6 protein-coding genes are annotated in these 13231 nt (G+C 68.1%); all 6 read left to right on the top strand.

Going from position 1 to position 13231, the window contains the following annotated elements; genetic code table 11:
- Positions 1–21: 21 nt before the first annotated feature.
- The 6 genes from NV2_RS05390 to NV2_RS05365 are packed head-to-tail and all read left to right on the top strand — an operon-like array spanning position 22 to position 13227.
- A complete protein-coding gene (locus tag NV2_RS05390; RefSeq protein ID WP_067870110.1) occupies positions 22–279 on the top strand; it encodes an acyl carrier protein in 258 nt (85 codons plus the stop codon).
- Entirely contained in the window at positions 249–1907 is a 1659-nt protein-coding gene (locus tag NV2_RS05385) for an AMP-binding protein (protein ID WP_084473909.1), read from the top strand. Before NV2_RS05390 ends, NV2_RS05385 begins: the two co-directional genes overlap by 31 nt.
- Positions 1908–1909: 2 nt before the next feature.
- On the top strand, positions 1910–3061 hold the full coding sequence (locus tag NV2_RS05380) for an acyltransferase (RefSeq protein WP_067870106.1): 1152 nt from the start codon (positions 1910–1912) through the stop codon (positions 3059–3061).
- A 13-nt stretch (positions 3062–3074) separates the two neighbouring features.
- The gene (locus tag NV2_RS05375) at positions 3075–3899 is read left to right on the top strand and encodes a class I SAM-dependent methyltransferase (protein ID WP_084473908.1); all 825 of its coding nucleotides are present in this window, start codon (positions 3075–3077) and stop codon (positions 3897–3899) included.
- Positions 3900–3908: 9 nt separating this feature from the next.
- A complete protein-coding gene (locus tag NV2_RS05370; protein WP_067870102.1) occupies positions 3909–5702 on the top strand; it encodes a carbamoyltransferase family protein in 1794 nt (597 codons plus the stop codon).
- Positions 5703–5712: 10 nt separating this feature from the next.
- Complete coding sequence (locus tag NV2_RS05365; RefSeq protein ID WP_168436049.1) at positions 5713–13227, top strand: amino acid adenylation domain-containing protein; 7515 nt, start codon at positions 5713–5715, stop codon at positions 13225–13227.
- Positions 13228–13231: the final 4 nt, after the last annotated feature.

The raw sequence follows: 13231 nt of genomic DNA, 5'->3' as shown, positions 1-13231 counted from the left end.
AAAGGATATCGGGAGCCTTTCGTGGACGAAAATGAAGTGCGCGACCAGGTGCGTGAACTGGTTCGCAGGCATGCACCGCAACCGGAGGCGGACCTCACCGCCGACGACGTGCTGGCTGAGAAGCTGGGGTACGACTCGCTGGCCCTGATCGAACTGGCGCTGGGTATTCAGGTGCGTTTCGGCATCGACGCGGGCGGTGACTCCGGTGCCACGAATGTGGTGACCGTCGGTGATATCGAGCAGATGGTGTGCGACGCGCTGCGGACGAACAAGCCGTGACCGGCCTGCTGGATTGGCTCGCCTACGACGGTTCGGAGCGTGGCTGGACCATCGCCGACAACGGTGCATGGCGCCACGTGCCCTATCCGAGTCTCGCCCGGCAGGTCCGGCGGGTCGCCGCGGCCTGCCTCGAATCCGGGGTCCGGCCGGGCGCGGTCGTATCCATCGTGGAGTCGGCACCGGAACGGTTCATGGCGAACTTCTTCGGTGTGCTGGCCGCCGGTGCGACCCCGAATCCGCTGGCTCCGCCGCTTCCGCTGCAGCCCGAGGGGGCATACCGGCAGCAACTGTCGGCGTTGCTCGCCGCGGCCTCGCCGTCGGCGATCATCGTCGCCGACGAGTTGGCCGCCGTGGTGCATCCGGTGGTCGAATCCTCGGGTGGGATCACGATTGTCGGTGAGTCGACCGTGGCACCGGCAGTGTCCGAACTACCCGGATGTGCGCCGGATCGGGTCGGGCTCCTCCAATTCACCTCCGGCAGCAGCGGATCGCCGAAAGCGGTGCGAGTGTCGGTGGCCAATCTGGAGGCCAATTGCGCCGCCATCGATCGATGGCTGGAGTTTCGGCCGACCGATCGCATCGCCACCTGGTTGCCCCCCTATCACGATATGGGCCTGATCGGCTGCATCATCACTCCGACCATCCTGAACCTCGACATTCAGGCGATGACACCGATCGATTTCATTCGCGATCCGCTGTCGTGGCTGTCGTGTTTCGGTCGCGACGGTGCGACGATTACCGCGACCCCGAACTTCGCGCTCGGATATCTGCTGCGCAAGATGACCGACGAGGCACTGGCCGAAATGGATTTCGATACCTGGCGAGTAATGATCGTCGGTGCGGAACGCATCGACCCGTTGGTGCTGCGCGATTTCGCGAAACGGCTGGCGCCCTACGGCTTCGATCCGCGGACACCGTGCCCGGCGTACGGACTGGCCGAGGGCACGCTGGCGGTGTCCGGGTTACGTCCGGCCGAGACCGTGCGGACGATCGCGGTGACACCCGAATCGGGTGCGGTGCAGGGTCCGTCGGATCTGCTGTCGGCACCGCTCGAGGACGGCCGGCGCTGGCTGGTCGGCTGCGGCGCACCACTCGACGGCGTGACCGCTCGGCTCGCGGACAACGACGAATTCCCCGGCGCACCGGCGGAATTGATCGTGGGCGGCCCGAGCGTCGCGCAGGAGTACCAAACCGCAGCGGGCACCCGCGACCTCGCCCGGGCCGGGAACGGCGACCTGGCGACCGGTGACGCCGGGCTGTTGGTCGAGGGGCAGCTGTATCCGATCGGCCGGGTCGGGGACGCGGTGAAGGTCCGTGGCCGCACCGTGTACGCCGAGGACATCGAGGCCGCGGTCGTCGAGGCGTTCGGTGTCTCGGCCAACCGGGTGGTCGCCCTGGCGGGCAACGCCTTCGGTGCCGCACGGGTAGCCGTCCTGGTGGAGGACAAGCCGGTGGAGGCGGTCCGGCTGCGGCAAGTTCTCGCCGGGCAGCTCGGCACCGAGACCTCGCTGCGGTTGTTCATCGGCGACCGTGGCCTCATCGCGCGCACCACCAGTGGTAAGCCGCGCCGCCGGGTGATGTGGAACCGGTTGCTGGAGGGTGAATTCGACACGCTGGAAAGGAGCTGACGATGGCGCCGGTACCACTGTCGACCGTCGATCACATGTGGACCGCCAATATGGCCGGTCCGCTGCAGTTCGTGGTGGAATTCGACGAGGTGCTCGACTCCGAGCGAATTGCCGCCGCCTATGCCGAGACCGCGCGTGAATTCGTCGGTGCGGACGCGGCTCTGGTGTCACTCGACGACCAGACGCTGGCAATGGATGTGGACAACCCGCGACCCGAGGTACGCGCCACGGTCGCGGATGCGGGCACTCCGCTGAGCGAATGCCTGGACCCGGTGGAGATCGGGCCGGGGCAGGTAATGGCTCGTGGCCGCGTGGTGACCCGGGGCGAGGGCACCGCGATCGGGCTGTCCATGTCGCACGGACTGGCCGACGGCTACGGCATGTTCTTCTTCCTGGCCGCGTGGGCGGCTCGGTCGCGCGGGTCCCGGTTTCTGTCGCCGCGCTGTGACCGTACGGTGCTCACCCGGCCCGAGGCACGTGGGCGGGACCGGGTAGATCCGCTCGCCCTGCGCCGGGCGGGCTTCGTGACCGTGGCACCCGAAGACGAACTGCCCGAACTCGAGGTGCGCAGCGGCCGACTCGACCTGACCGAGTTCGACGCGCAGGCAGCCGATTCGGACGTCGCCACCGCTGATCTGGTGGCTGCCGGTCTGTTTCGGGACTACGCGATGACGCGCAGCGCGGAAACCGAACAGGTAACGCTCGCCTGCCCGGTCGATATCCGCCGCTATGTCCCGGAATTGGGGCCGACCTACTTCGGCAACGGCTTCATCCAGGTACTACTCGATGTCGAGACCGAACGGGTGCGTCAGGCGACGGTACCCGAGATCGCCGGATGGATTCACGACGAGATCGCCACGGCCGCTGACCGTATCGACGAGTCCGTTGCCGAACTCGAAGTATTCCTGCAGGTGCACGGTGTTGCCGGGTTGCGCCGAGTGTGGGGATATCCACCGCGTTCGGGTTTCCTGGTGAGCAATGTGTCGCGAATCCCCGCTTCCTGGCTGGATTTCGGTGCGGGACCGCCGGTAGCGCTGGTGACTCCGGGGCGCCGGCCGCGTCAGGACGGAGCCTATCTGCTTCCCGATCCGGAGCAGCCGAACAGCCTGCAGTGGACCTCCACACTCGATCACGAACCGGCGCGGCTGTCGTAGGGAGAGTGTGGTTATGGCTGCAGGGATGACCTACAGCATGGCCGTCGGTGACCGCGATGCGGCGCGCCTGGCCCTGCTCGATCAGCACTACAACCCCAGTTCCCGCGCATTCCTCGAGTCGGTCGGGCTGCCGGTGGGTGCGACAGTGGCCGACATCGGCTGCGGTCACGGCTCCATGACGGCATGGCTGGCCGAACGGGTAGGGCCGGACGGCCTGGTGTACGCGGTGGATTCCTCCGCCGAGCAACTCGAGATCGCCCGCCGCCGAGTGGGCGAGCTGCCGCAGGTGCGCTACGTGCACGCCGCAATCGAAGACGCTCCACTGGCCGCCGGCACGGTGGACTGGGTGTACAGCCGCTTCCTGCTGATGCACGTGGCGGACGCGGTGGTGGCACTCGCGGCGATGGAACGCATGCTGTCCGAGGACGGTGCGCTGCTGTTGGAGATGTCGGATGTGGGTGCGCTGCGTTTCGTCCCCGAGGATGATCCGGCCGCGAATCTGTGGCGCGACTGGTGGTTCGCTCTGGGGCGCGCACGCGGCGCCGCGCACGATATCTATGCCCGCACGCCGGACCTGATCGCCGAGGCCGGATTCATCGTCGCCCGCAGCGACAGCTTCCAGCCGGTATCGGCGATGCCGGAAGCGAAGATGCTGCACGCCTTGGGTTTCGAGCAGTGCGTGCCGGCCTATCTCGAACATGCCGGTGCCGCTCAGGCCGACATCGACGCCCACCGGGCCTATCTGGAACGGGTTGTGCCGGACACCGATGTCGCGGTCGAGCTGTATGCGACCAGACAGTATTTCGCCCGCAAACGTCCGCGGGCTCGAAGATTGTGAGCTTTCTCGATGGTGAAAACGCCAGCGGTGCAACCGACGATCATGGGGATCAGCGGCCTGCACAACAGTGTGCCCTTCAAGCAGGCCCGGTTCCCCGGACTGGACTGGCGGGACTACCGGATCACGCAGGGATTCGACTCGGCCGCGGCGCTGCTGCACGGGGGCGAACTGGTGAGCGCGGTCGCCGAGGAACGATTCACGGGGGAGAAGGCGACCGGAGCGTTTCCCGAACAGGCGATCCGCTTCGGCTGTGGGCGCGCCGGGATCTCCGTGGACGACCTCGACATCCTCACCCACGGATTCTCCTATGAGCCGTTGCGCGCGGAATTCGAGCACAGCCGACTGGGACGTGATCGCTTCCGCACGGTTTTCGCCCGGCAGGTCCTGCTGGACAAACTGTCGGAGACCTTCGGCGGAGACTGGGACGACCGGCTGGTGCAGGTCCCGCATCATCTCGCGCACGCGGCCAGCACGTTCTACCCCAGCGGATTCGACTCCGCACTGATTCTGGTCGCGGACGGGATGGGTGAACAGCACAGTGCCACCGTGGCCGTAGGCTCGGATGCGGGAATCGAACCGATCGCGACGGTGTCGGAGCTGAATTCGCTCGGCATTCTCTACGGTGTCTTCACCTACTATCTCGGCTTCGCTTTCGGTCTCGACGAGTACAAGATCATGGGGCTGGCACCGTACGGTGACTACCGCAAACACTTTGCGGCAGTGATGGATCTGATCCACCTGCGCGACGACGGTACTTTTACCATTCCCATCCTCTACCGCAACGAAACCGAACTCGATCGCGAAACCTATCGCGGGACACTGAAAGCGATCGAAGAGATCTTCGGACCGGCTCGCTCTCCCGAGGACGAGGTCACCGATCACCACCGCGATATCGCGGCCGCGCTGCAGGCGGTGCTGGAGGCGACCCTGCTGCACACGCTGCGATACTTTCGCCGTCTGAGCGGGGAGACCAACCTGTGCCTGGCCGGTGGCGTTGCGCTCAACTGCACGGCGAACGGGGTTATTCTGCGCAGCCGGCAGTTCAAGCGCATGTTCGTCCAGTCGGCTGCCGGTGACGACGGCACGGCGCTGGGTTCCGCCTTGTACGTGCATCATCGGCGCGACGGCGCAGCCCCGATCGCGGGCCTGTCGACACCGTTGAACGGCCCGGAGTTCGACGACGAGCAGATCGCGGCCACCCTCGCCACCCGAACCGAGTGCACCGCCACCCGGTACGACGATTTCGAGGCGCTGGCCGCGGAACTGTCGCGGCGGCTGGCGGCCGGGCAGATCGGTGCCCTGTTCCAGGGGCGCATGGAGTACGGTCCCCGAGCCCTGGGCAATCGCAGTATTCTCGGCGATCCCCGCCACCCCCGGATGCGCGACATCATCAACGCGAAGGTGAAGAAGCGCGAGGGTTTTCGGCCCTTTGCTCCCGCGGTACTCGACGAGTACGCGACGACCTATTTCGACATCAAGGACGCTCAGGTCGATACCTACGCGTGGATGTTGTTCATCACCGCCGTGCGTCCCGAATACCGGGAGGGCCTGCCGGCGGTGACCCATGTGGACGGGTCGGCGCGGGTGCAAACCGTGTCGCGGCAGCGCAATGAACGATTCTGGACCGTCATCGAGGCGTTCCGGCAGCAGACCGGGACACCGATCCTGCTCAATACCTCCTTCAACGTGAAGGGTCAGCCGATCGTGTGTACACCGGCCGAGGCCTTCGACACCTTCGCGACGGCCGGACTCGATGTCATGGCCATCGGCAATTACCTGGTCGAACCGGTTCACGCCGGATAAGTGGGATCGAGTGACAGTGCAATACCTTCCCGGCGTCATCGCCATCGCTTCCGATTTCCCGCGGGGGCCGGTGCAGCGCTTCCTGCGGGCCCGGGAGGAACATCGCACCGCGGTGCACGGCGGTGCCTCGACTACCGCGGCGGCGCTGGCCGCCCTGATTCATCGCTACTGCGAACATCACGACATCACGTTCGGGATGGTTCTCGCACCGGGTGATGCGCCGGTGGCCGTGCCCGTGCGGGTACCGGTCGAGCCCGAGACCACCGCGGCGGGACTGATCGACCGCCTCGAGCGGGCACGCGCGGATGCGGCCGCCGGCAGCGCCGGATTCGACCCGGACGAGCTGGTCGAGAAAGCCGGCGCGGCACCGATATTCGACCGGAATCCGCTGTTCCAGATCGCCTACGTCGAGCTCGACGCCGATATCGACCCGGACAGTGCGGAGGACGCCCTGGAGTCGGTGGTGTCCTGCGATCTGGTGTTCGTCGCCGACCGGGCCACCGGCGAACTGCGGTGTGAATACGACACCGAACTGTTCGAGGCCGAGACCGTCATCCGGCTGCTGGCACAGTGGGCAGAGCTGATCGGTTCGCTCACCAGCACACCCCAGGCCGCCGTCGGCGCGCTGAGCATGGTGCCCGAATCCGAGCGCGACACACTCGACGACTGGGCCGCCGGCCCGGTGGTAGCCCGCACCGCCACCACCTTGCCCGCGCTGATCGCCGAACAAGCGGCACGGCACCCGGATAATCTTGCCGTACAAACGGATTCGGTTGTGCTGAGCTACGCGGAGCTGGATGACCGCGCCACCCGCGCAGCCGGCTATCTGGCGGGCCTCGGGGTGCGGCCCCGGGGGACGGTCGCCGTCTGTGCTCGACGGTCGGCCCGGATTCCGGTGCTGGCACTGGGGATCATGAAGGCGGGCGCGGCCTATCTGCCGCTCGACCCGGCCGACCCGGAGGCGCGGCTGGCGGCGATCCTCGCCGACTCCGGTGCCGCGGTGGTGCTGTGTGACGACGCCGAGATCGCCGAACGACTGGGATCGCAGCCCGGCGTGACCGCGATCGACCTGGACGCCGAATGGGCAGCGGTCGAACAGGCCGATCCCGCTCCCGTCCGTGCCGGTGCGCCGACCGACCTGGCCTACGTCATCTACACCTCCGGATCCACCGGCACGCCGAAGGGCGTGCTCGTCGAACACGCGGCGATCTGTAATCGACTGCTACACGACGCGATTCGGATCGGGCCCGAGGATCGGGTGCTGCAGAAGACGCCGCTCACCTTCGATGTGTCGATCTGGGATCTGTTCTACCCGCTGGTGCACGGAGCCCGGTCGGTGTCGGCTGCGCCGCAGGGACATCGCGATTCCCGGTATCTGGTGGAAACCATTCGTGCACAGCAGATCACGGTCGTTCATTTCGTACCGTCGATGCTGCGAACCTGGCTCGCGGAGCCGGGCGTCGCCCGGTGCGATTCGCTGCGGTACGTGACCACCAGCGGTGAGGCGCTGCCCGACGATGTGGCCGCCGAATTCCATCGGCTGCTGCCGAATACGGCGCTGTACAACTACTACGGGCCTACCGAAGCAGCCGTCGATGTCAGCTGTGAACAAGTACTGCCCGGTGCCACGGTCACCCTCGGCCGCCCGATCGAGAATGTGCGCACCGTGGTGCTCGACAGCGCGCGACAGATCGTTCCGGTGGGGGTGGCCGGCCAGCTGCATCTCGCCGGTGTCTGCCTGGCTCGGGGATATGTCGACCCGGCGGCCGAGGCCGATCGGTTCGTGGCCGATCGACGGACCGGGGAACGGCTGTACGCGACCGGCGACCGGGTACGCCGACTGCCCGACGGCCGGCTGGAATACCTCGGCCGCACCGACCACCAGCTCACACTGCGTGGACTGCGGATCGAGGCAGGGGAAGTGGAGGCGGCGCTGCGGACCGCCGCCGGGGTGCGCGAGGCCGTGGTGACAGTGTTCGGCGACGATCCGGAGCGCCGCGAACTGATCGGATATGTCGGTACCGAGCCGGATGCCGTGGTCGATCCCGGGCAGGTGCGCGATCACCTGCGTGACCTGCTCCCGGCCTATATGGTTCCGGCGAGATATGTGGTGCTGTCGGAGTTTCCGCGCACCGCCGCGGGCAAGATCGATCGCGGACGGCTGCCGGAGCCGGTGGATGCGGTCCGGACCGTTCCCACGGTCGCCGCGGAGGCGAACGCGCTGTCGGTCACCATCGCCGACATCTGGGCGCAGGTGCTCGACTGCGACACGGTGCCCGCCGACGCGAATTTCTTCGATCTGGGCGGCAATTCGCTGCTGGTCGCAAGGGTCCATCTCGCCCTGGAACAGGAACTGGCGATTCCGATCGCGCGGACCGATCTGTTCCGATATCCGACCGTGGCCACTCTGGCGGCGGCACTGGCCGGTGCGGTGGAGGCGGTCGAGCCGCCGGACAGCGGCGACGAGTATCACGGTGGGCCCTTCGCGGTGATCGGCATGGCCGCTCGGGTACCGGGCGCCGCCGACCTGGACGAGTTCTGGGAGGTCATCGCCGGTGCGCGCACCACGATGACCGAGCTGGACGAGGAGCGACTGCTCGCCGCCGGTGAATCCGCCGACCGGATCGCGGCACCCAACTATGTGCGCATCGCCGCGACAGTGGACGATATCGCCGGATTCGACGCCGACTACTTCGGCTTCACCGCCCGTGAAGCCCAGGTCACCGATCCGCAGCACCGCCTGCTGCTGGAATGCGCGGTGCAGGCTCTCGAACATGCCGGGTACGGCGGCGCTCCGCAACGCCCCCGCACCGGTGTGTTCGTCGGCGGCCTGCCCAGCAGCTATTTCCATCGGTACTTCGCCGACGATTTCACCCGGCTACCGTCCGCTCAGCACTATCAGGTCAAGGTCGGCAACGAACCCGACTTCCTGCCGACCTCCCTCGCCTACCGTCTGGATCTGCACGGACCGGCGGTCACAGTGCAGAGCGCGTGCTCCACCTCGCTGGTCGCGGTACATCTGGCTTGTCAGGCCATCGCGCGCGGCGAATGTGAGATCGCGCTGGCCGGCGGTGTAGCGATCCGGGTGCCCGACCAGGTCGGATATCTGCATCAGGACGGGATGGTCGCGTCCCCGGACGGGCACTGCCGCGCATTCGACGACGACGCGGCGGGCACCGTATTCGGCAACGGCGCCGGGGTGGTCGTGGTGAAACGGCTCGACGACGCGATGCGTGACCGCGACCGGATCTTCGCGGTGATCCGGGGCAGCGCCATCAACAACGACGGTGCGGCGAAGGTCGGCTTCACCGCACCGAGCATCGACGGTCAGGTCGAGGTCGTGCGCCGAGCGCACCGGGCTGCGGGCATCCGCGCCGCGGACATCGGTTATGTCGAGGCACACGGCACCGCCACCGCACTCGGTGACCCGATGGAGATCGCCGCACTGACCGAGGCTTTCGGTGGTCCGCGGGCGGACCGCTGCGAGGTCGGCTCGGTGAAGGCCAACATCGGCCATCTCGACACCGCGGCGGGCATCGCCGGATTCATCAAAACCGTGCTGGCGCTCGACAATGCGACACTGCCGGGGCTGGCCGATCTACGGCAGCCCAGCACCCGGATCCCCTGGGAGCACACCCCCTTCCGGGTGTCCGCGCAGACGCGCCCCTGGCCGGAGGGACGCGCACGCATCGCTACGGTGTCGGCCTTCGGCATCGGCGGTACCAACGCGCACGCGGTCCTGGAAGCGCCTCCGGCCCGCAGCACCGGGCAGCGGCCCGCGGAATGGTCCGGACTGTTCCGCTTATCCGCACGGACCGATGAGGCACTGCGGGAGCTGGCCCGGCGATATCTCGACCATCTCGACGGTCACCCGGATATCGCCCTCGAAGATATCTGCTACACCACCGGATTCGGACGTGCCCAGCATGTTCGGCGGCTGGCGGTGGTCGCCTCCTCGGTACCGGAACTGCGTGCGGCGCTGGCGGCCTATCTGCTGGCAGAGCCGGCCGCGACGCTGCTCGCCGGCGGGCCCGACATCGGCCCGGGCAGCTGCTGCCTGGTACTGGGTGATGCGCCGACCGACGGCATCGCGGAGTTCCTCGGCGCCTTCGCCTCCGACCCCGTTGTCGCCGAGGCCTGGCAGCAGGCACAGGCCGCGGCATCCGCTGCCGACATCGCCGAGGTACCCGAGGCCCTGTTGCACCAGTATGTACTGGCTCGGTTGTGGTCGGCCGGTGGATTGCGGTGGGAGTCGATCATCGGCTACGGCACGGGAGAATACGTCGCCGCGGCGCTGTCGGGTGCGATCGACCTGGCCACCGCGCTGCAGCGGGCAGTGTCCGGGGCTCCTGCCCTGACCGGTGCGGAGACGCGCGACGAGATTCGTCTCGGCTCGATGCTCGGCGGGCCGGAGGCCTGCGTTGCCGCCGTGGTGGCCGCGGGTAGCGCCGGGTTGCTGGTGCTGGGCGGCAGGAGTGACGACCGGGCCCGGCTGCGGCTGGCTGCCGATCGTCACGGCGCGCACACCGTGCTCGCCGCCGACGGCCCGCAGGACTTCGGGCGCACACTGGCACTCGCGGCGGCGACACTCTATGTACAGGGGCACGACATCTGCGTGCACCCGTGCGGGCCCTTCGCCATCGGAGCACGAATTCCGCTGCCCACCTACGCCTTCCAACGCTCGCGGTACTGGGTCGACACCGAACGCGCGACGCGCCCGCGAGGCCAGAGCGGCGACGATGTCGGACTGCCCGGGCGGCCGGTGGAACTGCCGCTGTCCGACGAGATCCGATACGAACGCGACTTCGCCTGCGATGCGCCCGGTTATGTGACTGATCACCGGCTGTTCGGCACCGCCGTGGTGCCCGGCGCGTCACATATCGCGATGGTGCTGGCGGCGGGTGCCAACCATATCGACGGCCCGTACGCGTTGCGCGACACGTTGTTCCTGAATCCGTTCGCCGTCTCCGATCACGGCCGCCGCCGCGCACAGCTGATACTGCGGCCCGCCGGTGGGAACTGGGACGTGACCCTGGTCGCAGCGGAGGAATCCGCGGCGTCGGCCACCGGTTCCGCGTGGCCCGCCCTGTTCCGCACCGTGCTGGAAAGCACACCGCCCGAGCCGGACTCGCCACTCACGGAACCGAATATCGATGCGATTCGCACCCGGTGCGCCGAGGAGTTGTCCGGCGACGAGTTCTACCGCGACGTGTGGGTCCCCGGGCTCGATACCGGCAACTCCTTCCACTGGATCGACACCATCTGGCGCGGTGACAACGAGGCCCTGTGCCGGACAGTGCTGCCCGACGGAGTGGATCCCGGCCCGGAACCGATGCATGCCGGGTTGGTGGAGGCCGCCTTCCAGGTACTCAACAGCTGCTGGAAGTACGACAACGCCGCGCTGCGGGCACAGCAGAACATCTATGTGCCCTTCAGTATCGACCGCTACTATTTCGCCGGCCGCCGCACCGAAGGGCCGCTGTGGATTCACGCGCGGCTGATCGGCGGGCACGGTGCGGGCGACGAGGCCTTCACGGCGCAGATCCGGATGTACAGCGCCACCGGAGAATTGGTGGTGGCCGTCGACGGGTTCGAATCGCGGCGGATCAGCCGGGCCCGGGTCGAACGTGCGCTGGCGCACAAGGCTGCCGACGTCACTCATGAACAGCACTGGCAGCGCACCGGCGATGCACCGGAGGGTGCGGCGGACCTGTCGCTACTGGTCGTCGACGACGACGCGGCCCGGTTGAGCCGCTTCGCCGCCCGCCTGCGCGCCCACCGTATTCCGGCGGTCACCGTGCTGCTCGGCACCGACAGCGCCCCGGTGAGTTCCGGTATCACCTATGCGGTCTCCTCGTCACCGGCCTACTCCGCGTGGCTGCGAGATCTCGGCACCCGCGGTCACCGTGGGTTCGTCGATCTGCGCGGACTCTCGCCGCTCGTGTCCGAGACCGGAACCGGGGCGTATGTGGATGCCGCTGCCGAATACTGTGCCGCCGCGGTCGCGCCACTGACAGAACTGGCTGCCGCGGGAGTCCGGGTCTGGTGGCCGACCCGCGGGGCCCAGGCGGTGCTAGGCGACGCCGATGTCGTCGATCCGGCAGCGACGATGCGGTGGGGCATCGCCACTGTGGTGCGCCGCGAATTCCCGGAACTACTCTGCAGCATGGTCGATCTGGACGACGACGGCGACGCCTTGGATCGGTTCGTCACCGAGCTCCGGTGCTGGTCGCCGGAGCTGCGGGTCGCCTACCGGGGCGGACAGCGCTATGTGGCACGGCTGCGGCGCGCGCAGCCGGGGCCCGAGGTCACCATTCGCGCCGACCGCAGTTATCTCGTCACCGGCGGACTGCGGGGGATCGGCCCGCGAGTGGCGCAGGCACTGGCGGAACAGGGGGCCCGGCACCTGATTCTGCTCGGCCGCACTGCCCCCGATCCCGAGACCGAACGTCTGCTGGAGGATATCCGGGCCCTCGGCGCCTCGGTGACGGTCCACACCGCCGATATCTGTGCACAGCCGTTGCACGACGTCGTCGGCACCGCACCCCATCCGCTGGGTGGCATCGTGCATGCGGCCGGCGTCCTGGACGACGCCACCATCGGTGGCCTGGACGCGCGTCGTTTCGCGCGGGTGCTGGCGCCCAAGGTGGGTGGTCTGCGCGCGCTGAGCGAAATCATCGGTCCCGACACCGATTTCGTGGTGTGCTTCTCCTCCTTGACCGCGACCATCGGCGCCGGTGGACAGGCCAACTATGCCGCCGCCAACGCCTATCTCGACGGATACGCCTCCGTGCTGCGCGCCCGCGGAGTCACTGCGACCGCGATCGCCTGGGGGCCGTGGGGGGAGATCGGAATGGCGGCCCGGCTCGATGCCGGCGAACGCGAACGCGCCCGGTTGCGCGGCTACCGCCCGCTGTCACCCGACCAGGGGCTTCGGCTGCTGCTCGGAAATCTGCACGCCGGCGGTGCCACGGTGGTCGCCGCCGACCTGGACTGGCCCAAACTGGCCGCGGCAGCGGGTGCGGACCCGTGGTACGGCACGTCGGCCGCGGCGGCACCGGTGGACGCCGGACCGAAGGCCGCGCTACGGGAGCGAGTGCTCGCCGGTGCGCGCACCGGGCGCGGCGAACTCGTGCGCGAACTGGCGGCTGCCGAAGTCAAAGCGGTGCTGGGGCTCGATGCCGCGCATCTGGTCGATCCCGAAGCGGGTTTCACCCAACTCGGCATGGATTCGCTGGCGGTGGTCGAGTTGCGGTCGCGCCTGCAGGACGGCTTCGGTGTCGCACTACCGGCGACCTTCGGCTTCGACTACCCGAGTATCGACAAGGCGGCCGAGCATCTGCTGGCGCTTCTCGAATCCGAGAATGCCCCGGAAACCGGCTCGAACGGATCCGTGCCCCAGGCGCCGGCCCGACCACCCGAGTTCGGCCCGCCCGAGGCCGAGGATCCGATCACTGCCGAGGATCCGATCGCCGCCGAACTGGCTCTGCTCGAGGCGGCATTACACGACGACGCACAGTGGTGAGCGA

Source organism: Nocardia vermiculata NBRC 100427 (assembly GCF_001613265.1).
Lineage (GTDB): Bacteria > Actinomycetota > Actinomycetes > Mycobacteriales > Mycobacteriaceae > Nocardia > Nocardia vermiculata.
The sequence above is the reverse complement of the archived record's forward strand: the minus strand, read 5'-3'. Positions and strand labels throughout refer to the sequence as shown.

Excerpts from the sequence above, each read along its gene's own strand:
- NV2_RS05380 (WP_067870106.1), top strand. The coding sequence starts at position 1,910 with ATGGCGCCGGTACCACTGTCGACCGTCGATCACATGTGGACCGCCAAT.
- NV2_RS05375 (WP_084473908.1), top strand. The coding sequence starts at position 3,075 with ATGGCTGCAGGGATGACCTACAGCATGGCCGTCGGTGACCGCGATGCG.
- NV2_RS05370 (WP_067870102.1), top strand. The coding sequence starts at position 3,909 with ATGGTGAAAACGCCAGCGGTGCAACCGACGATCATGGGGATCAGCGGC.